Consider the following 23,782-nt stretch of genomic DNA (forward strand, 5'->3'; position numbering starts at 1 on the left):
TATGATGGATAACTTTAGTTGCTATTTATTGGTAACTGGTAATTGGTGGTGGGTAATTATTAATTTAAAAAATTACAGCAGCACCGGATTGGAAAACTCGATCGCCCTGGCATTGTCTGCTAAAGATTTGGTTTCTGAATTAATGTTAAACGATCGAAGCTTTTGTGGAACTTACGGAGCTTTGTTATTAACTTTTTACCATGATATACCATGCGATCGCCTGTTTTGGGAAATCTTAAAAAATCATTAAGGCACTTTGGTTATGCGTTATACCATTTTTGGGTGATGGTAGGGAATTGGAGAGCAGCGATAGCGGGCAATTGGTGAATATACGGGCATGGATCGAGGGATCTAGGGGGCGGATGGCGATCGTCCAATCCGCGCCCTAAGGGCAAAGGTAAAATCGGAATCAGCCAGAAACAAGAAGCAATCAAATGCAAGGGTTTCAGGAATTAAGAAAGTCCTAACCGTCGGGCGTTGCTGCCCTACCACTCTAAATAAATGCAACTTTAGGGAACTTCCCAACTCCGATTACCGTCTTACTACCGTTTATTTTTTGCAATTTACAATCTGCAATCTGCAATCTGCAATCTGCAATCTAAAATCTAAAATCTAAAATCTAAAATCCTCTCAGGGTTCCACCTCGGGCCAGAGGCGTTCTAGCTGATAGCGCCAAGCGCCGAGAGTCTGTTCGCGAGACTCTCGCCCGAGTTCCATTTCGCCCATCAATCCCTCTGCGTAAAAACGATCTAAAGTCTGAAGGGTGGTTTCTATGGATTGTCCCTGCATCTTGGCTGCTTTGATGATTTGACGGATGCGGCTTTCGATTAAACCGCCGAAAAAGTCGGACAAACCTTGTTCTTGCAAAGCTAGCAGTCTGGTGATGGCGGCCGAGAAATCGGCGGCGGCGAGTGTAGCGCAACTGTGCTGAAACACTCCCCACAAAACGTTTTGATGTATGGCGTAGCGAGTTTCGAGGGTGGTGTCAAAGTTAGCTTCTAGCAGTTTCTCGAAAAACGGTTGAGCTTCTTGGGCATCGGCGATGGGTAGCAAAATCCGCAACCAACTTCCGTCTTCTGAAAGCAGGACTAAAAGCCGAAATTTAGGGGTTTGGACTTGCCAAGAAGTGGCAGCAGGCGTCTCAACATTTTCGCCAAATAAGTCTTTAAGGGTATTACTAATTTCTTCGGGAGTCATGGTAATTTTAGATTTTAGCTTTGAGATTGTAGGCTGGGGAGTTCTTTTTAAAGTTTTTGATGTTTACCACATACTTCAAGTATGGCTTAGTATCAAGTGAATCTAAAATCTAAAATCTAAAATCTAAAATCTGTTTACGGCAGCCAGCGGGGGTGATAGCCGGCAAAGGGAAGTTCTTCTGGCTGTACTTTTGCGGGAGAGTTGTCTGCGGGTATTTCTAATAAGGGTAGCAGCCAGAGGCGACTGGTGGCGATCGACTGTCCGCTATCGTTGCGGGGAGTGTCTGCTGCTGTGGGTTTTGCTGTTGTGACTGATTGGTCGAAAATTAATGCCAGCCCGTCGGGAGATAAACTGATTTGGGTATCTAGTTGGTTTGGCAAAACCAGCAGCGGTTTGATGGTTCCTACCAAACGAGTGCCCTCTTTTTTGAGGTCGATGGCGGCGATGAAAGGCTGTTCTTTGTAGCTTGCGGTTTTGAGGCGTTCGGCTAGCAAGCAGTAGAGACGCTGGAATTGGTTGTCTTTGTCTTTGCGCGGATCGAAATAAACGGCGATGATGCTACCGGGAATCCGCAGTATTTCTTGTTCTGCGCCTTGGTTGTCTAAAATAAAGAGCGATCGAGTGTAGTCGCTGTTGTATTTAACGTAGGCGGCGGCGGAGTTGTCGCGGGCCATCCCCAATACTTGTTCGTATTTCGGCAAAAATTCTACTGGATCTGCTTCTGGTTTGAGGGGGACGATCGCTAATCCTTGTTTTTGAGATATTACCATCGATTTGCTGTCGGGGCGAATCATAAAATCTCCGCCTTGTTGGTTCTCCAAGGGTTTGGGCGCGACTTTTTCTTCCAAAATCCAAGGACTGAAATCGCCGGGATTGCGGCGGTTGACGCGCTGGATAATGATGATTTTTCCGTCGGCTGAGAGGTCGAATTTGAGGTTTTGGTAGTCTTTGGAGTCTAAGAGTTTGTCGATTCTACCTGCTGGTTGTGCTGGTTGGGCTTGGGATCCGGGGGATTGTGGATTGAGGCCGGTGGTGACTGTAAATAGTTCTTGATTTAGGGTGCCGCCTGTGCGGGCGATCGATCGATCTGTGGCGGAGAATAAAATGCGATCGCCCTCGGGATACGGTTTAAAATCGGTGACAACTAAATCTTTGGGAGTCAGCGGTATCGGTTTCGAGTTGCTGCTGCTGAGATTGACTAGCATTAATCTGCTTTCTGTTTCGCCTTGAACGCCGATGTAAACAAAAGCTCGATCGCGGCTGCGGAAGGAACTGCTAAACGGTTGAATTGGCGTTCCTTTGTTTTGGTTGTTTTCTCCAAAATACTTGTCGGTGGCGCCGGCGAGTTTTAAGGTGTAGGTAACACCGTAGGGTGCTGGATCTTTGAGGGTGTAAGCCATCCGCCTGCCGGCCCAACTGAATTTACCTGGGAGGGGCGGTTCTAGTTTTAAGTTTTCCTCGACGGTGGAGTGGTTCATCGGCCGAAAGAAGTTGAGAATAAAGCCGGTATCTGCGGCGCCGATTTGTTTGTTCTCCCAAGTAAAATCTCGCACTCTGGGCGCTGTGCGATCGCCACTCAGCAGCAGCAGTCCCATTAAGACGCTCAGCAGTAGGATGAGGAAAATCGCTACCCGGTCGATCGGCTGTTTGAATTGCCCAATAGCGAAGGATGAAGGATTAATTTTTTTGTTAAAAATACTCACAAATGTTTCTCTCCTTTTCCTGCTGTAAAATTAACCGCCCATTTTTTCTATTTCATTCAGGCCAGGACGCGCTTCCAACTCTTAGAAAGCTATTTTTTTCACCAACAGTAATGGCTGCTACTTCTTTTTGGTTAGAAAAAACTCATTTTTGAAAGTTGTGGTGTGTCTTGGACTGAATAAAATAGACCTATGAAAAATCTACCTATATTTAAATATGTCATGAGTTCGTACCAGATCCTCGGGTGATATTTTATCGATAGGTAGTCCGCCACCCAGAGACTTTCTCACCAAAAGTATGATTGCTAGTGTCCCTAAAAACATTGCTGTCAACTTCATGTCCTCCCAAAAACAAGTTAGCCCTTCTTTCCTAAGACCGTAGGTAACTACTAAATAAGTAGGAATGTCACCGACAGCTACAGCAATCACAGCACCTAAATTACCCATAAAATGATATCCTACTGGGATGCCGATAGCGATACTCAAGAAAGTTGCCAGATTGCCCATAGCTGCGTACTGAGATTTTCCGATAGCTAACAAACAAGAACCCATCAAATTGTGGATAGTCGTGTGCCAAATACCTAAAGCCAAGATTGGCATCATCCAAGATGCTGCCATATACTCTTTCCTGTACAGTGTTAAAATTATCTGATCTCCAAAGCTCACAAAAATTGCTAAGCCTAGGGCTAAAGGGATCAGAATCAAGTTGCGGTTTTTGAGGATTTTGGCGCGCAATTCCTCGCGAGGTAAGTCTGCTAGCATCGAAATCGAGGGAAAAATTACCCTACCTGCGAGGGCTATCATTACTTGACGGGGCATATCGCCGAGGGTAAAAGCAATGCCGTAAATGCCCAACATTGTTAAACTAAATATTTTTCCGAGAACTAGGCGATCGGCTTGAGAACACAGAAAATATAAAATTGTAGACAAAAATATCCATTTTCCATACGAAAATATTTCTTTAACTGCCTCTCGCTCCCAAGCAAAGCGGTTTTTATGACCGCGAATCAAAAAATGGCTCCATACTAATTCCACTACAGAGCCTACGAAACCCCCTGCGAGGATAGCCCAGATACTGCGATCGAACCATGCCCAAACAATCATGACTGTAGTAGAAATGACCTGTATGGCCAATTCAAACATTACTACGTTCTTAACTGTCATTTTGCGTTCGAGAATGGATACGGAAGTAGATTTAAATCCTCCTATGAGAGTAGTTAGACTTATGACCGGAATCAACCACAGGAGACGGGGTTCTCCATAAAAAGTAGCGACTGGCCAGGTGATTAAAATTAAACAAAACCAAATAAAAACACTGCGAATAACTTGCATTGTCCAAGCGGTGTTGAGAAATTCTGGTTCTTCTCCACGCTTGTTTTGGATGATACTTGGGCCAAGACCTATGTCTGTAAATAGGTGGACACCTGTGATAAAAACGTAGGCTAGACCCATTAGACCAAATAGTTCTGGTAACAGCAGGCGCGTCAGGATTAGGTTGCTGCCGAATCGGATAATTTGACTGCTTCCATAGCTGGCGATCGTCCAGAAAGCACCTTTAAGCGCTAATTTTTTTTCAGATGACATATTCAGATGACATATAGGGAGAACTTATTTTCTAATTACGAGTCTAGTTGCTGAATTTCCTGTTGGCAACTGCTACAGGATGTTGCTGCTACTTTTATAGCTGACTTTACTTGATGTTAATTGTCCTACGGAGGACGGGCTCTTCTGGCCCATGCCACAATCTCAAATACAACAGATTTCAAGTCGCGAGATTAAAGTTGCCCACTGGCGGGATGCCCATCTCGCGATCGCCAAGGTAAAATTTAATCTCCAACTTGCTGGCTGTCTAATAATCATAAGGGTTTTTAGGCTCGGGAATCGATCGGAGGGAGGATGCTTGAATAATTAATTTGCGCTTGCCTTGCAGTTCTTCTACGATCGTCTCTCCTTCTATTTCTAGCCAACTGTCTGGGGCGAACGCGGTGCGACTTTGACCGATCGGTAATTTTACCGGCAACCCGATCGGATAGGCGTCCGCCGCGCAGCAGGTAATGATAAAACGCCCGATCCACATATATTGTTCTGCTACCTTGGGCGGGTGAATCACAAATCCTTGAACCTTGACTTTTTGACCTCTATATGTATCGGGTTCGGGATTGAAATTTAACAGCCGCACCCATTCGATGAGCGATCGCCTTTCGGGTTTTGTAGTATTGCGAAATTCTTGGGGTTGCAGTCTGGTGATGGGCAGGGATTCGGTGAGGCCTCGTTCGAGTGCTGTCTGGCTGGTAAATGTGCGTGGCGTTACTGCTAAACCGATCAATGCGACGCTCAACATTAAGGTGCTGCCGATACTGGGGGGAAATAAAGTAATGTGTTCAACTTCTGTACTTCTGAGAGATTTATTTGCTGGCGATGTCCGGGATTGCTTTTTGGCGCGATCGACCTTTAAGAGTTCCCAAGTTTTTAACCCGCCAATAATCATTAAGCCGATTCCTCCCGCTACAGTCAACCCAAAGTAATTCGGGTGAATGAGAATGCTTAATTTCCCGGTGATCCAATATTTGAGGAGTAATATTCCCCACGCTAAGATAGCTAGGGCGTCCAGCCAGGGGCTAATTTTCTTGAAATTCATTTTTTAAGAGTCATTAGTCATTGGTCATTAGTCATTAGTCATTGGTCATTAGTCATTGGTCATTAGTCATTGGTTATTGGTCATTGTTTATTGGTCATTGGGAATCTCTAGTTATTTTTCCGTCTAGGCTCATTTATTAACCTAGATACAAATTGACAGCGAGGGTCATTAAAAATGTTAACTGAGCTGCCAAGACCATTAAGTAAATTACAGAGCGACCTTTAAAAATAGATAGCATTAAACCGATGCCTTTGAGGTCAATCATCGGGCCGAAAATGAGAAATGCTAACAGCGAACCGCTGGTAAATGTGGAAGCAAAAGAAAGGGCAAAAAAAGCATCTACTGTAGAACAAATCGATACGACTGCCCCTAATAGCAGCATCGCCAGAATCGAAGAAACAGGGCCTTGGCCGAGGTTGAGAATTAGTTCGCGGGGTGCGCCAACTTGAATGATGGCGGCGATCGCACTTCCGACAACCAACACTCCTCCCAATTCCCGCAACTCCTGTACCATAGTATCTAAAAGCAGGCGCAGGCGCTCTTTAGAAACGCGGTGGAACATCGAGGAACGTTTCGAGGTTTTGTCAGTTTTGCCTGTTTTTAAGGGCTGCCGCTGGTCTTTTAGCAAAGATTCGATCGGCACTGCACCGCCCTGACCTAGCATAAAAGTTCCCGACTGCAACAGTAGCGGAGTGTCGGCTGGGGCGAGTTCTGTTTCGGACAACTCTGGTTTTGGGAGAGGAATCGCGCGGGCTACAGAAGGGTGTAACAGAGGTCGCAAATCTGTTTGGACGCTGAACACCCAGCCGATAATTGTGGCTATCAAGAGAGAAAAGACTACCCGCAAAACTACAATTTCGGGCTGATCGCGAAATGCCGTCCAAGTCGCCCAAATTACCACGGGATTGATGGTGGGGGCCGCGAGTAAAAAGCCGATCGCGGCTGGTGCGGGAACTCCCTGCATTAGCAACCTGCGGGCTACGGGGACGTTACCGCACTCGCACACCGGAAACAAAAAGCCGATCGAACTACCCATCAAAGCCGCCAGCAGCGGGTTTCGCGGGATGCGGGATACGAGTTTGCGTTCGTCTACAAAACCCAGCAGCAAACCTGAGAATAAAACTCCCAGCAGCAGAAAAGGTATTGCTTCTACTAACAAGCTGAGAAACAGGGTAAAAGCATTGTTTAACTGATTCGTTAGGACTGGTTGCATCGATCGCCTACTGGTAAATTGCTATCTCGTTACACGTATTTGGCTGAGCCCCTGTAGATCATACCTTCTTCACAGCGCTAAGTTAAGATTCAGTTAAAACTTTTTTGCGATCGTCCTCAATCTTATAGCAATCATTAGAATTTCCAGATTCTGGTAAGGACACGGCAGTGCCGTTTCCCTACAGATGCTCGCCTACAATCTCTATGTTCCCATATTTAATTAATTATTTTTCAGCCCTCTCAGGTTATTGTTAACAATAGGTTAAGACTATAACTCAAGGTTAATTAAGAGTTAAATACTCGAACAAAGCGTTAATACCCCTCAAGCCAATATAAAATAAAGTCAGGCATAATTGCCAGGGCGCATCTATCTCGGTCATACTCGAACTTGCCTAATACTGGAAGTGGTAAAATCTCATTTACCACCGTAAGTTTTTTGTGTAATTTAAAATTCCGTTTCCCAGGAGAATGTCGGCCAAAGCACTCAGCTACTCATCGACTGAGCTTTGGTGGCTAAATATCTGTTGGCAAATATAACCCCAAAAAAGCGTGCTGATGAATTTATGTTAAATACCTCCTGCATAGAAAGACCAGTCCAACCGCTCTCCCAGGCTGACTTAGGAGAACTTTCTTTAGATTCTACTCTCGTGGAATTGTCGCTTTACGCTTTTAACGTAGAAGCTACGGATTTGGGAATGCAAATTTCCCAGATGTTAGAAGCCAATCCGCTGTTACCGGGAGTCATTTTAACCGATCGAGGTGAATTTGCGGGGATGATTTCCAGGCGGAGATTTTTAGAATTTCTCAGCCGTCCTTTTGGGCGAGAATTATTTTTAAAGCGACCTGTGAGGGCTTTGTACCGCTTTGCCCAAACTGAGACTTTAATTTTCCCCAGCAATACTTTAATCGTGGATGCAGCCCGGAAGTCGCTGCTGCGATCGAAAGAACTGCTTTATGAACCAATTGTCGTTCAAGTGTCGCCTCAAAATTATAGTTTGGTAGACGTACACGAACTGCTAGTAGCCCAATCTAATATTCACGAACTAGCAACAAAATTACTGAGACAGCAAACTCAATCTCAACTAATTCAAACCGAAAAACTAGCCAGTTTGGGGCAGATGGTTGCTGGAGTTGCCCACGAAATTAGAAACCCCGTCACCTGCATCAGCGGAAATCTCGGTTTTTTGTCAAACTACTCAAAAGACATCTTGCAATTGCTGACTGCTTACGAACAAATTGTCGGCCCTAGCGCACAAATTGACGAACTCAAAGAAGACATAGAATTTGATTTCTTACAAGAAGATTGGGCGGAAATTCTCAAAAGTATGAAGGTTTCATCCGAGAGACTGACGGAACTTGTCACCAGCCTGCACACCTTCTCTCACATGGACGAAACCCACTTGAAAGAATCTAATATCCACGAGTGTATTGACAGTACGCTACTAATTATGAAAAACCGTCTCAAGTACGGGTTTAAAGTAGTTAAAAGCTATGGAAATTTGCCTTTGGTGAAGTGTTATTCTGGTCAGTTAAGCCAGGTATTTATGAATATTGTCAGCAATGCGATGGACGCCTTGGAAGAGCTAAAAGGAACCAAAGGTTTTGTACCTGCGATTACTATTCAAACTGAGGTAATAAACAGTGCTGACGGAGACTGCGTAAGTTCAGAATTAATGCAAAATTATGTTTTGGGCGATGGCGTCCCGCCCCGCAAGCTACGACAAAATGCAAAATTGCGATCGTCCGCCAGCCAAAATGGAGACTTCAGCCCAGAAGCAGCGGGAAAAAATCCCAATAATGCTTGGATAGCAATCAGAATTGCCGATAACGGGCCGGGAATTGCGCCCGAAATTCAGCGGCGGATTTTTGAGACATTTTTCACTACTAAACCAGCGGGGAAAGGTACTGGTTTGGGTTTGGCAATTACTCATCAAATTGTTACGGAGAAGCATAAAGGTAAGTTGAACTTGCATTCAACGCCCGGTACTGGTACGGAATTTGAGATATTGTTGCCATTAATTTGAAGGCAGTTGAGGATGAAGAATACCCGGCGGTTGAAACCGCGTCTATACAACCAAAACCCGCCTCCGCGGGTTGAAGAACGAGTTGTTAAAATTACGTTTTATTCTTCAGTCCGCGGAGGCGGACATCGTTTGTGTAGACGCGGTTTCCAACCGCCGGATCCTATCTTCTTCCAGCAATTAAGGTCGAAGCTGAACAGGCATTACTAAGAATGTGGCATTGACTCCGCCCAAAGGCTGAAAAATTACAGGGGCAAGAGCACCGTTTAATTGCAGTTGAATTTCGGGAGATTGAGCCGTTTTCAAAATGTCAACTAAGTATTTCACGTTGAAAGCAATATCTATGCTTTCTCCCGAAATCTGTGCCGCCATTGACTCTTTACCGCAGCCGACATCTTTGGCGTCTACTGACAAAGTAATTTCCTGATTTTCCTCGTCGATGCTACATTTGAGGATATTATTTTTTTGATCTGCAAAAACAGCAATTCTTTCGACTGCGGCTAAGAGCGATCGCCGCTCAAGAGTAATTTGCCGCTCAAAAGAGGGCGGAATCAACTGTCGGTAGGCGGGATATTGCCCTTCCAAGGTGCGGGTTGTCAGGCGCTGCTCGGCCCATTCAAACACTACTTGACCGTGTTCAAAATGTAGGGTGACTGGTTCAGTCCACTGTCGCATCACCAGCATTCTTTCTACTTCCCGCAATGCTTTAGCGGGTACAGTCACCTCAAATTCTTCTTCGGTTTCTTCACCTTCTGCTTTTTCGTTGGCAGTTTGAACTACTGCCAATCTGTGGCCGTCTGTAGCTGCAAATTCTAGGCAATCTTTCAGTACCTTTAAATGCACGCCTGCCAGTACCTGTTTTGCTTCGTCGGGGCTAGTAGCAAATAAAGTTCCTTTGAGTCCTTCTATCAAGGCTTCGGGCGGCAATTTCAGGATTGTTCCTGCTTCGATTGCCGGCAATTCTGGGAATTCTTCGGGGCCCATGCCTCTGACTTGATAGCTGCCAGAACTGCAAGTGAGACAAGCGACGGTATCTCCGGCTTCGTCTTCTAAAGTAATCTCTCCATTTGGGAGTCTGGAAACTATATCGTTGAGCAATTTCGCGGGTATGGTAAAACTACCGCCGCCAGTCACTTCTGCTGCAAAGCTGGTGCGAATACCCAAACTGAGATCGAAAGCTGTTAAGCTAACCCGCTGATTTTCCTCATCCGCTACTAAGAGCACGTTGGCTAGTACGGGATGTGTCGGGCGGGAGGGAACGGCCCGACTTACCAACGAGAGGTTGGCGTTGAGGTCACTTTGGGTGCAAACCAATTTCATGAGATGAAGGTTAATTAACCGGATTTGAGATAGAAACAAATCGTATCACAGAAAGTCGGTGGCTCGGTTTTTCTGTGTGTAGGTGTGCACACAGCACCAGATTCATTTTTAATTTGTTGAATTATTTTTCTGGGGTTCGCTCTGTGTAAACTGTGGAAAACAAAATTAAATGCTTGTCTGAAAAGGCTTGTAGTTGCTTTTTGCCTGTGGAAAACTTGTGGAAAAGCTGGAAAAAGTCGATCGCCCGCCCCTCGATCCTCAAAAACTTTTTTCAGCCAGAGAGTTAAGGATCTTTAGGGTGTCGATGATATCGAAGAATGTCCAGGTTAAAAGCATCCGTGATATTTTCCACAAACTTACGGTGATTTGTCCACAGGTTTTTCCACAGCTAATCTCAAATCCGATGCCACCGGATTTGAGATTACCCACAGTCAGGACACGACGGTGTACCGTTTTCCTACAATTGGCGATCGTTACATTCGAGCAAGACAAGCTGAAGTGCATTTAAATTGTATAGTCAAGTTTAAAAAAAGTTCTGTGGGGTGGGCCAGAAAGCCCGCCCGAAAAATACAATTTAGACGCGAAACAGCTTATTCAGCCGAGATATATTTGAAATTGAAGCAACGCCTGATATTACAGTCGCCAAACCTCGATATCATAGAATCCGTTTAACAAAAAAGTCGCCTCCCTACTTAAGCATCCAGCTAATTCTAGTGAGGACATCATTGTTTACCGTCAAAGCCTCAAACCCTTAAGTATATTGAATGCTTGATGAATATCAGATTCTGTAACTGCACCATATCCAAGTACCAAATAATAATTTGCCTCTTTTGCATCAGGCTCAAAGTAAGCTGCCCCTGACCACAAACCCACTCCTCGTTCTGCTGCGAGATCCACAATCTCGTCTGCGGGCTGATTAGGTGGAAGCTTAATCCAAAACTGCATACCACCACCAGGGAGTTGCCAACTCCACTCTGGAAACAACTCTCGTAAATACAGCGGTTATCAGAAAGATTCGCGGACGTTGTTGGGCTTGGGCCCTCTTGGTTTAAACGGTTATGTAAGCTGTCAGTTATACCTCATCTTTTTGAGAAAGGCTATACGTAGCGATCGAGTCTCGTTCTCGAACTTTCAACGAAACTTTTAGGACTAAGGGTAAGCATCCTATGGATAGTAACCACTAGAGGGTTTGCCCATACAAAGCACCATATATTTGGGCGTTGTGTTGATACTAGGATTGGTATCGCTAGATTTTTAGTATCCTTTTTCGTTAGAAATCATACAAGACGAAATATTCCAGCAATGGTACACTCAAAATATCTTTAATTGGAGCATTAGTTAGCTCCAATGACGCCACATCATATATAGTAGTAAATGTTTGTTACTAATGAAACGGAGTTGATTAGGAATTGTAAATATTTATTGCCTGTAACGTTGTTTCCCTTAATGTCAAGGAACTTTTTCATGATGACAGTGAACAAGCTAGGTGCATCTATCTTTCAGGAAAACTACAAAAGCCCTTTGGGCCGATGGAATGAATCAAGTTGGATACGGAACAAACCTCTTCGGGAAGGTAACATTGAAGGTTTACCCTTTTCTCCAGATCTCGTCCCGTTAGCCGATCATCCTGCCATTGCGTCAGATTCAACTCATCGGGTAACGGTTCTAGCTTATCGACTCCTTGCTCATTTACAATTCACAACTTTGTTGGAATTGAGTCATGTCAATCCTGTTTGCAGCAGTCTGGCTCAAGGAAATGCACCCATTTTTTTAAGCACGCTTCAGCGCAATGATGCTCTGCGAATTTATTGCGATGAAGGAGGACACGCTCTCTTTGTTGAATTATTTTCAACTCAGGTGGAGGAGGCATTCGGACTCGATCGATCGGTTATTGGTCGTCCACACTTCGATCGCATCATCGAGAAAATTATTGCTGAACATCAAACTCGGCTGTCGCCCCATCTCATTCAACTGTTTTTTGTCACAATCTCAGAAACTCTGGTGACAAAGGTTCTTAACAATGTTCCCCACGATCCTCAAGTCTCTCCTATTGTCCGTGCGGTTATCGGCGATCATGCGGCTGACGAAGCGTTGCACAGCGTTTATTTTCGTGGCTTGTTCCCCATCCTTTGGCAAAGCCTTGGATCCTATGAGCAAGAGGAAATGGGACAATTACTGCCACAACTGGTATGGGCATTTCTGGGCCCCGATCGCCAACTCGAATACAGTATTCTGAGGCGCTTAGGCTTTAATGCAAAGGATTCGGAAGGAATTCTAGAAGAGGTTTACGTACCCAGCCAAATTGCTAAATTTGTTCGACAAGCTGCCAATCCAACCTTAAAAATGTTTGCAGCCGCTGGAGTGTTGGACGATCGTACAATTGAGCAAGTTTTCGCAGATTACGAATTGATTTAAGGGTGACTACTTTGAAACACGCCACTGTCATTAGACATATTGCCTTTGAGGATCTGGGAAGTTTAGCTGAAGCATTGAATCAGCAAAACTACACAGTCAGATATTTAGAAGCTGGATCGGATGATTTGACTCAGATCGATCGCAACACAAGTCTGCTGATAATTCTTGGAGGCCCAATTGGAGCTTACGATGAGCAGGATTATCCGTTTCTAATTGATGAGTTACGTCTATTAGAATATCGTCTTGCTAACGATTTGCCTACGCTAGGGATTTGTTTGGGGGCACAGTTGATGGCTCGTGCTTTAGGAGCGAAAGTTTATCCTGGATTGCAAAAAGAGATTGGATGGTCTCCTCTAAACCTGAGTCTAGCAGGTCAGCAAACACCACTTGCTCACTTAGCAGGAGATAAAACAGCCGTTCTTCATTGGCATGGAGATACCTTCGATCTGCCTACTGATAGCACTCATTTAGCGGCTAGTGCGATTTATCAAAACCAAGCTTTTTCATGGAAAAAAGGAGGATTGGCGTTGCAGTTTCATCCAGAAGTCACAGCTCAAGGATTAGAACGGTGGTTCATTGGTCATGCGTGTGAAATTGGAGCAACGCCTGATATCACAGTCGCTAAACTTCGAGAGGATACAATTCGTTATGCTGGACATTTATCAGCTCAAGCAGCGAAGTTCTGGGAAGATTGGTTAGCGTCTTTACCGCAGGCTTTCAACAGTTGACAGTTGACAGTTGACAGTTGACAGTTTGAGAGTATATGTAGGGTGTGTCGCCCTAAACAATCTCTAAAAAAGAGTGAAAATCGGTGGGGCGACGCACCTTACACATTGGGTGAACGAAACAACCCTCCGTTTCACATCGCCCAACAATTTTATTGTTGCAACATTTTTTCACGCATGATATTACAAGGGCGAAGCATTTCGGTAGACAATTTATTAGTGAGAACCAGAGATTGACTACCGAAATGCTTCGCCCCTACGAATATATTTGCACTCATTGAGATGCACCCGTCCGAATCCCTGTCATGGCTTCCTTCTTTCTTCTTCTTAACTTTTGCGGCTGACAGCGTTAATTCGATCGCTCAATTGACGCAAAGTTTGGGCTAAAGTCGGATCGGTATTCCGCAACTGAGCAATTTTGTCGCAACTATAAAGCACTGTCGTGTGATCCTTGCCGCCGAAAACTTCGCCAACCTTCGGCAAACTCAAATCGGTATGCTGCCGAATTAAATACATCCCGATTTGACGGGCAAAGCTAATTTCTCGCCTGCGGGAAACACCCTTCAAGTCTTCCACAGAAACATCAAACACCTCAGCCACAACTGCAATGACTGCATCGGGTGTCGCCTCTACGGTTTCAGTTTGCGGGTTCAAAATCGGGGTGATATTCTCCACAGTCATCGGCAAACCGGTAATAGAAAGATATGCTACGGCTCGAATTAAAGCACCTTCTAATTCCCGAACGTTGGAAGTGTAACTAGAAGCAATGTATTCTATGACATCTCGCGGCAGCCTCATGTTTTCATACTCGGCTTTTTTCTGCAAAATTGCCATGCGTGTTTCCAAGTCTGGCAATTGAATATCGGCAATTAATCCCATCGAAAATCTGGAACACAAGCGCTCTTGCAGGCGGGGAATCTGCTGCGGCGGGCGATCGGAAGCTAAAACTACCTGATTTCCGGCTTCGTGCAATGTATTAAAAGTGTGAAAAAATTCTTCTTGGGTGTATTCTTTGCCTTCGATAAATTGGATGTCATCTATTAATAAAACATCGGCTGCGCGATAGTGATCGCGGAAAGTTTGCATACTATCTTTGCGAATGGCAGCGATTAAATCGTTAGTGAATTTTTCAGTTGAAACGTAAAAAACTTTGGCGCTGGGGTCAATTTCTAAGCGATAATGACCGATCGCCTGCATGAGATGAGTTTTGCCCAAACCAACGCCGCCGCACAAAAATAGGGGATTGAATTCTCGGCCCGGAGACTCGGCTACTGCGAGGGCTGCTGCGTGGGCCATGCGGTTGTTGGAACCGACGACAAAGCGGGAAAATACGTATTTGGGGTTTAAATGGGCAGGTTTCGGCGGGTGTAGGGAGTGGCTTTCGGGGCTATCGGCGATCGGGGATGGCCAAATCATGGCGGAGTCGTTGCTACCACCTGTTTCATTTCCCCCGGCAATTGTCAAGTAAATTTCTACGGGATAGCCGAGAATTTCTTCAACTGCGTCGGCGATCGTTTTGACGTAGTATTTTTGCAACCAATTGCGAGCAAAGGGGTTGGGGGCGCTGACGATCAAACAGTTATTTTCGAGTTGTTCGGCTCTGGCCGTTTTGATCCACGTCTCAAAGCTAGGCCTGCTCAGTTGTACCTGGAGACGTTCAAGTATCTGATTCCACAGACTTTCGAGCGTAATGTCCACTGCTTACCTTTGCCGATCGGCATTCAAGAGATTCAATTTGTATTCTCACAGAACTCAGTTTAATCGAAGTGGCGATTTTGAATGTCGATCGATCGAGCGACATGGTGTCGGCTTGGGATCTGTTTGGGAACCCATATCTAGAGGCTCTGCCTCGTTGATAGTGGAGTAAAACAATTGCCCAAAATATTTTCCGTAACAATTATATACACGCTAAAGCAGTGTTAGACTCACCTTAACAAGCAAACAAGCGCCCCTAGCTGTTACTAGAGACGCTTTCGATCGCTTGTTTTTTTCAGAGCGACTGGCTGCCACCAAAAACGCTCGTCAATTTCCCATTTTTATGGTCTTTGTACAGACCAAGGAGTTTATATGCCGCTTCTAAAAACCTACAGAAATCTGTAAATCAAACTTAGCGGTCTATGTTTTGCCTAGAGCAAGTGCTATATGCTTGCCTTTTTGCTCAGGTTGGCCTACTCTTCCCAGTTAGAGACTGCCTTGATTAGCAGAGGACTTGAAATATTTGGTTTTTTGACGATCAGTTTGAGCCAAGTGTTTTTCTGTGGTTTTCATACCCAGTAAGCTTTAGCAACCCGCACTAATCAAGCGTTTCCCCAGTTTATCACAATTATTGTTGGTTTTCGTCAAATTCTGAGAAAACCTAGACAAACCTATGTATTTTGGCAACTGCCTAAAACCCTGAACAAAAAACACAAATAGCCCTTATTTCCCAGGCTCTTCCTCGCTTGTGTCTGATTCACGGGAGGTAGAGCCGATCGATTTATGTCCCCAAGTAGAGCCGGGAGACGAAAAAAAATGAGAAAAAATTTGAAACATGAGTGTAGATCAACAAGTTGTCTGAAATATTAACCTTAGCTAAAATCTACAATCGGCTGACCAAATTACTTTCGGTCAATGCTAGAGTTTAAGGGAGTCTGCCGATCGCCCAAAAATTTTGTTTGTGGCTCTGCGGATATAGCAGGTATCAAAGAGCTGCTAGGCAAGTATTTAAATTTGGCCCGAAAGCCTTAAAACGTAGCGATGAAGAGTTCTACTGGCAAATTTTGGAAGCAACCGGCAATTTATATATTGCTGCTGGTAACGGGAGCAGGAGCCGCCATGTTGGGCGATCGGCTGTCGGTTTCTCAATTGCGTGCAAATTCGGGGGATGGGGGACAAAGAACCCTGCAACCGAGATTGGAAGTGCCGCCTGCTAATACTAAGCCTCAAGCTAGCAAAGTCTTGCCGCCTGTTCCCTTGTCGGGGGATGCGGCTAATGTGAATTTTATTGTGGCTGCGGTGGCAAAAGTGGGGCCGGCTGTGGTGCGGATCGATGCTTCGCGCAAGGTGAAACCAGGAAATAGAGGGGTTTCGCCGGAGGATTTTTTTGGTGGACAACCAAATTCGGGCGGCAGGGGCGGAATCGAACGGGGTACTGGTTCGGGTTTTGCGATCGGGACTGACGGCGTGATTCTCACTAACGCTCACGTTGTGGAGGGCGCGGATACGGTAAATGTCACTCTCAAGGACGGCCGCAGCTATCAGGGGCGGGTGTTGGGGGCGGATAAGGTGACGGATGTTGCTGTGGTGAAGATTGAGGCGAATGATGTGCCTGTGGTGACGATCGGCAATTCTGATAAGCTGCTGTCTGGGGAATGGGCGATCGCGATCGGCAATCCTTTGGGTTTGGACAATTCGGTGACAGCGGGGATTATTAGCGCTACAGGGCGATCGAGTACCGAGGTGGGCGTACCCGACAAGCGCATTGGTTTTATTCAAACAGACGCTGCAATCAATCCGGGAAATTCCGGCGGCCCGCTGCTGAATGCTTCGGGTGAAGTGATCGGGATGAATACGGCGATTATTCAAGGTGCTCAAGGATTGGGGTTTGCGATTCCGATTCAGGCGGCGCAAGAGGTGGCGCAGGAACTGATTTCGACGGGGAAAGTCGAACACGCTTATCTGGGTATTGAAATGGCGACGCTGACTCCGGAGGTGAAGCAGCAAATTAACGGCAATGCTAACAGCAATTTGCGAGTTGCAGTCGATCGGGGTGTGGCGATTGTGAGTGTTGTTCCTAATTCTCCCGCAGCCGCCGCAGGTTTGCGGGCTGGAGATGTGATTCAAAAGATTAATAATCAGCCGATTATTCAGTCGGAAGCTGTTCAGGACTTCGTGCAAAATGCGAAGGTTGGCGGCAATTTGCAAATGGAAATCAACCGCAACGGGCAAATAGTTAATTTGAGTGTGAAACCGGGGAGTTTGCCCGTTCAACAAGTTCGATAATCAGTTGTCAGTTGGCAGTTGGCAGTTGGCAGTAGTTATTTAACAATAACCAAATAACAAATAACAAATAACCAATAACAAATAACAACTAACCAATAACTATGCCAGAAATCTTGCAAATTTCACAATTAGGAAATCCGGTACTGCGCCAACCGTCGCAAGTTGTCGAGAATGTGAAGGACGATCGCATTCAACAGCTAATCGACAACCTAATTTCTACCGTCCAACACGCGCACGGAGTGGGAATTGCCGCCCCTCAAGCTGCGATGTGCGATCGGCTGTTCATCGTCGCATCCCGCCCCAACCTGCGGTATCCCCAAGCACCGCACATGGAACCGACAGCGATGATTAATCCCCGGATTGTCGCTGCATCAACAGATACAGCCAAAGACTGGGAAGGCTGTTTGAGTATTCCGGGGATTCGGGGATTGGTGCCGAGAAGTAGGGCGATCGAAATTGAATACACTTGTAGAGACGGGAAACTCCACAGACAAGAATTGACAGACTTTGTGGCTCGGATTTTTCAGCACGAATACGACCATTTAGATGGGATCGTGTTTTTAGACAGGGTGGAAAGCACGACAGAACTGATGACAGAGGATGAGTACCAAAAGCAATTTGTTAAATTACTTTAGCTGTGCAATACTGTTAGCCGATTGTTACTCATTGTACTGGTGAGCAGACTGTTCGTGCAACCTATACAAAGTAGTAAATTCGAGATTTTGAGATTACATAAGTACGGCGATTGCATCCTCAAGATGCCATCTTTTTTGTTTGCTTGAAACCCGCAAAACCAACCAATGCTAAAGCAGTTCCCGCAACAGTCATTGGTTCGGGAACTGGTTCGGCTGCCGTGTCTGCCAGTTCATACAACATAGTGTTACCAGAGCGATAGGGCGATCGCTCAACACCAAGAAAATGAGTGCGAGCGTAGATATAAGTTTCAGTATATCCCTCAAATCCAGATATCCACCGACCGGGATTAGATAATCCATTGGTATCCAAAGACCAGGCTGCTCCTGACTCGTATCTCGTGTAATACTCTCCAAATCCTGTGTCTGGAATGTCAACTACTTCGGTTAATCTGTCTGAACCCCTAGCTTTTATGCCGCGAAATTCCCCTTCAAAAAATAAAGCTATTGCTCCTGCTAAATCATAATATTCTCTGCGTGGCAATCGATATTCTGGCGAACTTGGTCCAGCTAATCCGGCAACAAATACAGTATTTAATCTCCCTTCAGAAACTGTAGCTTCTTCTATGCCTATTCCTGCAATCCCAGAGTTGCTAAACTTAACCAAACCGCTGGCAAATCCGGGCGCCTTCAAATTATACGTGAGAACTGCCGAGCGGGCGATCGGCATATCGGCTATTGAAATTGCTCCGTAGCAGATCGCTGTCCCTGCTAAAACTGCCAGTATGTTTCGAGTATTATTGGTCATAACTTTTCAATGAAGTCCCTAATCAACTCGCTCTCTAATCGATGTAACTAGAATATCCCTCATAATAAATAATGGCAAGCAAGTATCTACAATATTCACAAACGTTTACGTTTTAAAATATTTTTATCACTCATTTTCTTGTATAGTTGTTATTGATATTAAAAGTTGGTGGTATAATTTTTAACATTATGAACAGCAATCAACAACCTGAAAATCATCAGCCACAAATTATTTTAATTACCGGAAATATGGCTGCTGGAAAATCAACAGTTGCCCAATCACTTGCCGAAAGGTTGCCCAAAAGCGTTCACCTGCGCGGGGATATCTTTCGTCGCGCGATCGTGAATGGGCAGGCCCAAATGACGTTAAATTTGTCAGCAGAGGCATATCAGCAACTTCAATTGCGCTATCACCTGGCAGCAATGGCAGCGCGACAATATCTCCAGGCTGGCTTTACCGTTGTCTATCAAGACATTATCATTGGTTCGGCACTTGCTGAGATAGTTGCCTCGTTTCATGATGTGCCGTTGTGTGCGATCGTTCTGTGTCCCTCGGCAGAGGTTGTAGCGGCAAGGGATGCAGCACGATTGAAGACCGGATATGCCAACGAAACCATGGTTTATGAATTCGATCGCATCCTCCGCACCGAAACCCCTCATCTCGGTTATTGGCTGGATTCAACCCATCTAACGGTTTCAGAAACGGTCGATCGGATTTTGGCACATTTACAAGATGAATCAGTGAGTTGACATCGCTATGTGCCGAATGCGCGCTCCTAAATCAATCGTTTAAAGAGAAGACATATGATCCTTGACATTTAAAATTTGTCGTATAATTGTTAAATAACATCAGTGATGTCGCGAACAGGAGAGCAAATGTCAATTAACTTGGAAAAAGGCGGAAGAATCAATCTTTCTAAAGAAGCACCGGGGCTGAAAAATGCCGGGATCGGTTTGGGATGGGATATCAACGCTACAGACACCGGAGGGGCATTTGACTTAGACGCTTCCGTGTTTATGCTGGGCGCTGCTGGTAAAATTCCTAGCGAAAAATACTTTGTTTTCTACAATAACAACGAGTCGCCGGATTCTTCTGTAAAACATCTGGGAGATAGCAGAACCGGAGAAGGAGTTGGCGACGATGAAACCGTTACAGTTGATTTAACCAAAGTCGATCCAGCGGTAGAAGAGATTGTGTTTGTCGTGACAATCCACGAAGCGGAATCGAGAAGACAAAATTTTGGTCAAGTGCGGAATGCTTTTATCAGGATTTACGACACCACTACTAATACAGAAGTAACGAAATACGATTTGGACGAGGATTTTTCTCGGGAGACTGCGGTGGAGTTTGGCAGACTTTACAAGAAAGATGGCGAGTGGAGGTTCCAAGCTGTCGGACAAGGCTATAATTCCGGCTTGCAAAGCTTTGTAGATAAGTACGCCTGATCAGAAGGAAATAGAGAAGACGTAGGATTGAAACCTCGTCTAAAAAAACAAAGTCCCCAGAGGCGGACTGAAGAAAGTCAGGTAATTTCAATCGCCCGTTCTTCAACCCGCTGATATCGAGCTTTGTTTGTATAGGCGCGGTTTCAATCTAAATCCGATCAGAACTGTATTGCACGATAAACCTTACACAATTACAAAGATATGGCTATTAACTTGACAAAAGGACAATCGATCGTACTCAGCAAAAGTGAATTCGACTTATCCCGATTAACATTAGCTTTGGGCTGGGATGTAGCGCAAGCTAAAACAGGTCTTTTCGGTAGAAGCAGCGGTGCAAATTTTGACTTAGATGCCTACGCTTTGTTGCTGGGAGAAAATGGCAAATTAAAAACTTACAAAGAAGATGTAATTTATTACTCTCATTTAGAGTCGAAGGATAAAACAGTTGTTCATTCCGGCGACAATCTCACCGGAGCCGGAGACGGAGATGACGAACAAATATTTGTGAAACTAAGCTCTTTACCAGCAGAATATCACAAAATTATCTTGGGCGTAAATATTTACGATGGAAAAAACAGAAAACAGCATTTTGGCATGGTAGAAAATGCTTTTGTGAGGGCTGTAGATGCAGCCGGAAAAGAAATTGCTCGCTATCGCTTGTCAAGCGATCCTTCCTATGAAGGCAAATTAAATATGTTGATGGGAGAAGTTTATCGAGAAGGTGGCGAGTGGAAATTTAAGGCCTTGGGAAATCCTTTGGCTGAAGATTTGAACGGTGTTGTCGGTTCGTTTATGCGGTGAATAAAAAGCTTCACTTGTGTTCAAAAGATAATTCATCTTTTCACATATACCCGCCTTCATTCAGTTGACAGTTGACAGTTGACAGTTGACAGTTGACAGTTGACAGTTGACAGCACTTGAGCTAGAAGGAAAAAGATAGGAGCAATGAATAGTCTGATTTTAGTTTATTCCTACAAGGGAGAGAGGCTTGAAACCAATTCTTTCTGGTAAAACAGACGGGGATTACATTTAGTTGAATAAATCAAAAATTGACAACCACAATTTTTGATTTAAATAAAAATCTATGTTTATCTAGGTTGTCTGTGGTGGTGGGGCGGGTTTATATAGATTGTTTGTGGGAAGTAAATGTGATTGGTGAACCCGCCCTTACAGATTTGTTGAAAATTGTACAAGATTTATGGGTAGGGACACAGCATTGCTGTGTCCTAATTTGTATGCTAACCAATCAGTTATTCTTGGATAGCCATGCAGGTAGAAAGCATTTTTGCCACTCCAACAATCGGCAATTGATTGAGCATTTCCGCCGCAAAAGCATCAATCAGCAAATAGCGACTTCTTTCTAAATCTAAGCCGCGGCTTTGCAAGTAGAAAAGTTCATCATCTTCCAACTGGCTGACAGTTGCACCGTGGGAACATTTAACGTTATCCGCCACAATTTCCAACTGCGGTTTTGTATCGACACGTGCTCTCGGCGACAGCAACAAATTCCGACTCAATTGTCCGGCATCTGTTAATTGTGCGGCTTTGCGAACAAAAACTTTGCCGTTAAATACGGCGCGGGCTTTGTTACCGACAATGCACTTGTGCAATTGCCGACTTGTGCCGTGGGGATGATTGAAATCGATTAAACTGTGAGTGTCCGCCAACTGTTCGCCAAAGGCTACGGTTAAGCCGTTTAAAGTTGTTTCGGTGCCTTCGCCGCGCTGAAATACTTCTAAATTGTGCCGCGATATTTTGCCGCCCAAACTGATAGCATGACAAGTATAACGACTATTGCGCGCTTGCTCGATCGCGCTTTTGCCAATATGCACCACATCCAAACCTTCGCGCTGAAGCCGAACATGATTCACAGTGGCGTTTTCGCCGACAACAACATCCGTCACAGCATTCGTAAAAGCGGGTACATTGCCGATAGTTGCGTAATCCTCAACGACAGTGATGTTGCTGCCAGCCTCAGCTATGATTAAGCAGTGCGGCTGACACATCGTCCCAGATGCACCTGGTGCGGTCAAGAACAGCAAATGAATCGGAAGGTCGATCGACATATTAGCCGGTACGAACACCACCGCAGCATCCACCAAACCCGCAGTATTCAAGGCTGTGAACACTTCAGTTTGCTGTTTGTGCTTGCTCAAAACATCGGTGATGCGCGATCGATATTTTTCCGGTACATTGGATAGATTACCTACATAAAAGTCCGGCAAATTCCCCGTTGACAAATCCGGCGCATAAAAACCGTTAACAAATACCAATCTTAATGGTAAATCATCCCGATTTTTCACAGGCATAATAATATCAGTCAGCTTAACATTTGACTGATTGCTCTGCGGTACATGAAAAGGAACTTGCAAAACCGGCGACAAATCAGTAAAGCGCCATTCCTCATCCCTCACAGTTGGAAAACTCGCAGCCAGCACATATTCAGTCGCCGCATCCCGCAAATCCTGCAACCCGTAAGTCGAACTTTCGCTATTAGCAACCTCCAACTTACCGCACTGATTAACCAAATCAGCCAAAAACATTTCCCTAGTAGCAACCTGAGTATTTATCATCGCGCGCCAACTCCTGCTGCTTCTTCTTCCACAACCCAGTCATAACCGCGCTCTTCCAATTCCAGCGCCAACTCTTTCGGGCCAGTTAAGATAATTCTACCAGCTTCCATGACGTGAATGAAATCAGGGATAATGTAATTCAACAACCGCTGATAGTGAGTAATCACCAACATCGAATTTTCAGCATTTGACAACTGATTCACACCGCCAGCAACAATTTTGAGAGCATCGATATCCAAACCAGAATCAGTCTCATCCAAAATAGCTAACTTCGGTTCCAACAGCGCCATTTGCAAAATCTCATTCCGCTTTTTCTCACCACCGGAAAAACCCTCATTTACGCTGCGGCTCAAGAAAGCCGGATTCATCTTAACAATATCCAGCTTGTCCTCGATTAAATCTTGGAAATCAAAAGCATCTAATTCTTCCAATTCACGATGTTTGCGGTGAGCATTGTAAGCCACGCGCAAGAAATCGACATTGCTAACGCCGGGAATTTCTAAAGGATATTGGAATGCTAGAAACACACCAGCCAGAGAGCGTTCTTCTGGCGGTAATTCCAGTAGATTCTGCCCTAAAAATGTCACTTCTCCACCTGTTACTGTATAAGCGGGATGGCCGGCTAATATTTTGGATAATGTGCTTTTCCCTGAACCGTTCGGGCCCATGATGGCGTGAATTTCGCCGGATTTAATTTCTAGGTTCAAACCCTTCAGGATTTGGGTATCTTCAACATTCGCAGTTAAATTGCGGACGGATAGAATTACTGGACTATTTTCAACAATCATCTCTTTTTTTCCTTGGCCTCAATGCAGTTTACAGTGGGTGGGGGCGGGTTTATTTAACCTGTTTGCACCGTTTAAGGTTTTTGGTGAACCCGCCCCTACAAGTTTTTGATAATGGTGCAAGATGTGAGTTCTATCAGGGGCTTTTTGGTGGGTGGGGGCGGGTTTATTTAACCTGTTTGCACCTTTTAAGGTTTTTGGTGAACCCGCCCCTACAGGTGTTTGATATATGGCGCAAGATGTGAGTTCTATCAGGGGCTTTTTGGTGGGTGGGGGCGGGTTTATTTAACCTGTTTGCACCTTTTAAGGTTTTTGGTGAACCCACCCCTA

Annotated in this window: 21 protein-coding genes; 10 read left to right on the top strand and 11 right to left on the bottom strand. The window is 45.0% G+C overall.

What is annotated here, in order from left to right:
- Position 1: 1 nt before the first annotated feature.
- Positions 2 to 250, top strand: a complete 249-nt coding sequence (locus JGK20_RS04385; protein WP_293204400.1) for a hypothetical protein — start codon at positions 2 to 4, stop codon at positions 248 to 250.
- A gap of 380 nt (positions 251 to 630) precedes the next feature.
- Here the strand turns inward: JGK20_RS04385 and JGK20_RS04390 are convergent, their stop codons facing one another.
- From JGK20_RS04390 to JGK20_RS04410, 5 genes are all read right to left on the bottom strand, one after another.
- A complete protein-coding gene (locus JGK20_RS04390; RefSeq protein WP_293175414.1) occupies positions 631 to 1,197 on the bottom strand; it encodes a hypothetical protein in 567 nt (188 codons plus the stop codon).
- Positions 1,198 to 1,331: 134 nt separating this feature from the next.
- Positions 1,332 to 2,900, bottom strand: coding sequence for a hypothetical protein (locus tag JGK20_RS04395; protein WP_293189493.1), 1,569 nt, complete (start codon positions 2,898 to 2,900; stop codon positions 1,332 to 1,334).
- Positions 2,901 to 3,098: 198 nt separating this feature from the next.
- A complete protein-coding gene (locus JGK20_RS04400; RefSeq protein WP_293189492.1) occupies positions 3,099 to 4,481 on the bottom strand; it encodes an oligosaccharide flippase family protein in 1,383 nt (460 codons plus the stop codon).
- A 265-nt stretch (positions 4,482 to 4,746) separates the two neighbouring features.
- Positions 4,747 to 5,535, bottom strand: coding sequence for a TIGR03943 family protein (locus JGK20_RS04405; protein ID WP_293175408.1), 789 nt, complete (start codon positions 5,533 to 5,535; stop codon positions 4,747 to 4,749).
- A gap of 136 nt (positions 5,536 to 5,671) precedes the next feature.
- Positions 5,672 to 6,748, bottom strand: a complete 1,077-nt coding sequence (locus JGK20_RS04410) for a permease (protein ID WP_293229490.1) — start codon at positions 6,746 to 6,748, stop codon at positions 5,672 to 5,674.
- A gap of 562 nt (positions 6,749 to 7,310) precedes the next feature.
- Here JGK20_RS04410 and JGK20_RS04415 point away from each other — a divergent pair.
- On the top strand, positions 7,311 to 8,771 hold the full coding sequence (locus JGK20_RS04415; protein ID WP_293189490.1) for an ATP-binding protein: 1,461 nt from the start codon (positions 7,311 to 7,313) through the stop codon (positions 8,769 to 8,771).
- A 177-nt stretch (positions 8,772 to 8,948) separates the two neighbouring features.
- On the opposite strand, the gene dnaN is transcribed toward JGK20_RS04415, so the two are convergent.
- Positions 8,949 to 10,088 carry a DNA polymerase III subunit beta gene (dnaN, locus tag JGK20_RS04420; RefSeq protein ID WP_293175402.1) on the bottom strand — a complete coding sequence of 380 codons (1,140 nt, stop codon included), beginning with the start codon at positions 10,086 to 10,088 and terminating at the stop codon, positions 8,949 to 8,951.
- 217 nt (positions 10,089 to 10,305) lie between these two features.
- Here dnaN and JGK20_RS04425 point away from each other — a divergent pair, with 217 nt between their 5' ends.
- Positions 10,306 to 10,596, top strand: a complete 291-nt coding sequence (locus JGK20_RS04425; RefSeq protein ID WP_293175400.1) for a hypothetical protein — start codon at positions 10,306 to 10,308, stop codon at positions 10,594 to 10,596.
- A 227-nt stretch (positions 10,597 to 10,823) separates the two neighbouring features.
- Here JGK20_RS04425 and JGK20_RS04430 read toward each other — a convergent pair whose 3' ends face one another.
- Positions 10,824 to 11,033, bottom strand: coding sequence for a hypothetical protein (locus JGK20_RS04430; protein WP_293175398.1), 210 nt, complete (start codon positions 11,031 to 11,033; stop codon positions 10,824 to 10,826).
- Positions 11,034 to 11,552: 519 nt separating this feature from the next.
- On the opposite strand from JGK20_RS04430, the gene JGK20_RS04435 reads away from it, so the two are divergent.
- Entirely contained in the window at positions 11,553 to 12,503 is a 951-nt protein-coding gene (locus JGK20_RS04435; protein ID WP_293175396.1) for a diiron oxygenase, read from the top strand.
- A 2-nt stretch (positions 12,504 to 12,505) separates the two neighbouring features.
- On the top strand, positions 12,506 to 13,231 hold the full coding sequence (locus JGK20_RS04440; protein WP_293229492.1) for a glutamine amidotransferase: 726 nt from the start codon (positions 12,506 to 12,508) through the stop codon (positions 13,229 to 13,231).
- A gap of 324 nt (positions 13,232 to 13,555) precedes the next feature.
- On the opposite strand, the gene dnaA is transcribed toward JGK20_RS04440, so the two are convergent.
- Positions 13,556 to 14,926 (bottom strand): chromosomal replication initiator protein DnaA, encoded by a 1,371-nt coding sequence (gene dnaA / locus JGK20_RS04445; RefSeq protein WP_293175392.1) that lies wholly within the window; start codon positions 14,924 to 14,926, stop codon positions 13,556 to 13,558.
- A gap of 1,038 nt (positions 14,927 to 15,964) precedes the next feature.
- Between dnaA and JGK20_RS04450 the strand changes: the two genes are divergently transcribed.
- A complete protein-coding gene (locus tag JGK20_RS04450; RefSeq protein ID WP_293229494.1) occupies positions 15,965 to 17,209 on the top strand; it encodes an HhoA/HhoB/HtrA family serine endopeptidase in 1,245 nt (414 codons plus the stop codon).
- A 101-nt stretch (positions 17,210 to 17,310) separates the two neighbouring features.
- Complete coding sequence (gene def / locus JGK20_RS04455) at positions 17,311 to 17,844, top strand: peptide deformylase (RefSeq protein WP_293229497.1); 534 nt, start codon at positions 17,311 to 17,313, stop codon at positions 17,842 to 17,844.
- 118 nt (positions 17,845 to 17,962) lie between these two features.
- Here def and JGK20_RS04460 read toward each other — a convergent pair whose 3' ends face one another.
- The gene (locus tag JGK20_RS04460; RefSeq protein ID WP_293175386.1) at positions 17,963 to 18,649 is read right to left on the bottom strand and encodes a PEP-CTERM sorting domain-containing protein; all 687 of its coding nucleotides are present in this window, start codon (positions 18,647 to 18,649) and stop codon (positions 17,963 to 17,965) included.
- A 188-nt stretch (positions 18,650 to 18,837) separates the two neighbouring features.
- On the opposite strand from JGK20_RS04460, the gene JGK20_RS04465 reads away from it, so the two are divergent.
- The 3 genes from JGK20_RS04465 (at position 18,838) to JGK20_RS04475 (ending at position 20,895) form a co-directional block, all read left to right on the top strand.
- Complete coding sequence (locus tag JGK20_RS04465) at positions 18,838 to 19,398, top strand: AAA family ATPase (protein WP_293189485.1); 561 nt, start codon at positions 18,838 to 18,840, stop codon at positions 19,396 to 19,398.
- 126 nt (positions 19,399 to 19,524) lie between these two features.
- Positions 19,525 to 20,094 (top strand): TerD family protein, encoded by a 570-nt coding sequence (locus JGK20_RS04470; protein WP_293175382.1) that lies wholly within the window; start codon positions 19,525 to 19,527, stop codon positions 20,092 to 20,094.
- Positions 20,095 to 20,295: 201 nt separating this feature from the next.
- Positions 20,296 to 20,895 (top strand): TerD family protein, encoded by a 600-nt coding sequence (locus JGK20_RS04475; protein WP_293229500.1) that lies wholly within the window; start codon positions 20,296 to 20,298, stop codon positions 20,893 to 20,895.
- Positions 20,896 to 21,344: 449 nt separating this feature from the next.
- Here the strand turns inward: JGK20_RS04475 and sufD are convergent, their stop codons facing one another.
- Positions 21,345 to 22,667 carry a Fe-S cluster assembly protein SufD gene (gene sufD, locus JGK20_RS04480; protein ID WP_293229503.1) on the bottom strand — a complete coding sequence of 441 codons (1,323 nt, stop codon included), beginning with the start codon at positions 22,665 to 22,667 and terminating at the stop codon, positions 21,345 to 21,347.
- Entirely contained in the window at positions 22,664 to 23,455 is a 792-nt protein-coding gene (gene sufC / locus JGK20_RS04485; RefSeq protein ID WP_293175376.1) for a Fe-S cluster assembly ATPase SufC, read from the bottom strand. Before sufC ends, sufD begins: the two co-directional genes overlap by 4 nt.
- Between the last annotated feature and the right edge of the window lie 327 nt (positions 23,456 to 23,782).

Origin of the sequence: Microcoleus sp. PH2017_05_CCC_O_A (genome assembly GCF_020738785.1) — a bacterium.
Lineage (GTDB): Bacteria > Cyanobacteriota > Cyanobacteriia > Cyanobacteriales > Microcoleaceae > Microcoleus.

Excerpts from the sequence above, each read along its gene's own strand:
- JGK20_RS04385 (WP_293204400.1), top strand. The coding sequence starts at position 2 with ATGATGGATAACTTTAGTTGCTATTTATTGGTAACTGGTAATTGGTGG.
- JGK20_RS04390 (WP_293175414.1), bottom strand. The coding sequence starts at position 1,197 with ATGACTCCCGAAGAAATTAGTAATACCCTTAAAGACTTATTTGGCGAA.
- JGK20_RS04400 (WP_293189492.1), bottom strand. The coding sequence starts at position 4,481 with ATGTCATCTGAAAAAAAATTAGCGCTTAAAGGTGCTTTCTGGACGATC.
- JGK20_RS04405 (WP_293175408.1), bottom strand. The coding sequence starts at position 5,535 with ATGAATTTCAAGAAAATTAGCCCCTGGCTGGACGCCCTAGCTATCTTA.
- JGK20_RS04410 (WP_293229490.1), bottom strand. The coding sequence starts at position 6,748 with ATGCAACCAGTCCTAACGAATCAGTTAAACAATGCTTTTACCCTGTTT.
- JGK20_RS04415 (WP_293189490.1), top strand. The coding sequence starts at position 7,311 with ATGTTAAATACCTCCTGCATAGAAAGACCAGTCCAACCGCTCTCCCAG.
- dnaN (WP_293175402.1), bottom strand. The coding sequence starts at position 10,088 with ATGAAATTGGTTTGCACCCAAAGTGACCTCAACGCCAACCTCTCGTTG.
- JGK20_RS04430 (WP_293175398.1), bottom strand. The coding sequence starts at position 11,033 with ATGCAGTTTTGGATTAAGCTTCCACCTAATCAGCCCGCAGACGAGATT.
- JGK20_RS04435 (WP_293175396.1), top strand. The coding sequence starts at position 11,553 with ATGATGACAGTGAACAAGCTAGGTGCATCTATCTTTCAGGAAAACTAC.
- JGK20_RS04450 (WP_293229494.1), top strand. The coding sequence starts at position 15,965 with ATGAAGAGTTCTACTGGCAAATTTTGGAAGCAACCGGCAATTTATATA.
- def (WP_293229497.1), top strand. The coding sequence starts at position 17,311 with ATGCCAGAAATCTTGCAAATTTCACAATTAGGAAATCCGGTACTGCGC.
- JGK20_RS04460 (WP_293175386.1), bottom strand. The coding sequence starts at position 18,649 with ATGACCAATAATACTCGAAACATACTGGCAGTTTTAGCAGGGACAGCG.
- JGK20_RS04465 (WP_293189485.1), top strand. The coding sequence starts at position 18,838 with ATGAACAGCAATCAACAACCTGAAAATCATCAGCCACAAATTATTTTA.
- JGK20_RS04470 (WP_293175382.1), top strand. The coding sequence starts at position 19,525 with ATGTCAATTAACTTGGAAAAAGGCGGAAGAATCAATCTTTCTAAAGAA.
- JGK20_RS04475 (WP_293229500.1), top strand. The coding sequence starts at position 20,296 with ATGGCTATTAACTTGACAAAAGGACAATCGATCGTACTCAGCAAAAGT.
- sufD (WP_293229503.1), bottom strand. The coding sequence starts at position 22,667 with ATGATAAATACTCAGGTTGCTACTAGGGAAATGTTTTTGGCTGATTTG.
- sufC (WP_293175376.1), bottom strand. The coding sequence starts at position 23,455 with ATGATTGTTGAAAATAGTCCAGTAATTCTATCCGTCCGCAATTTAACT.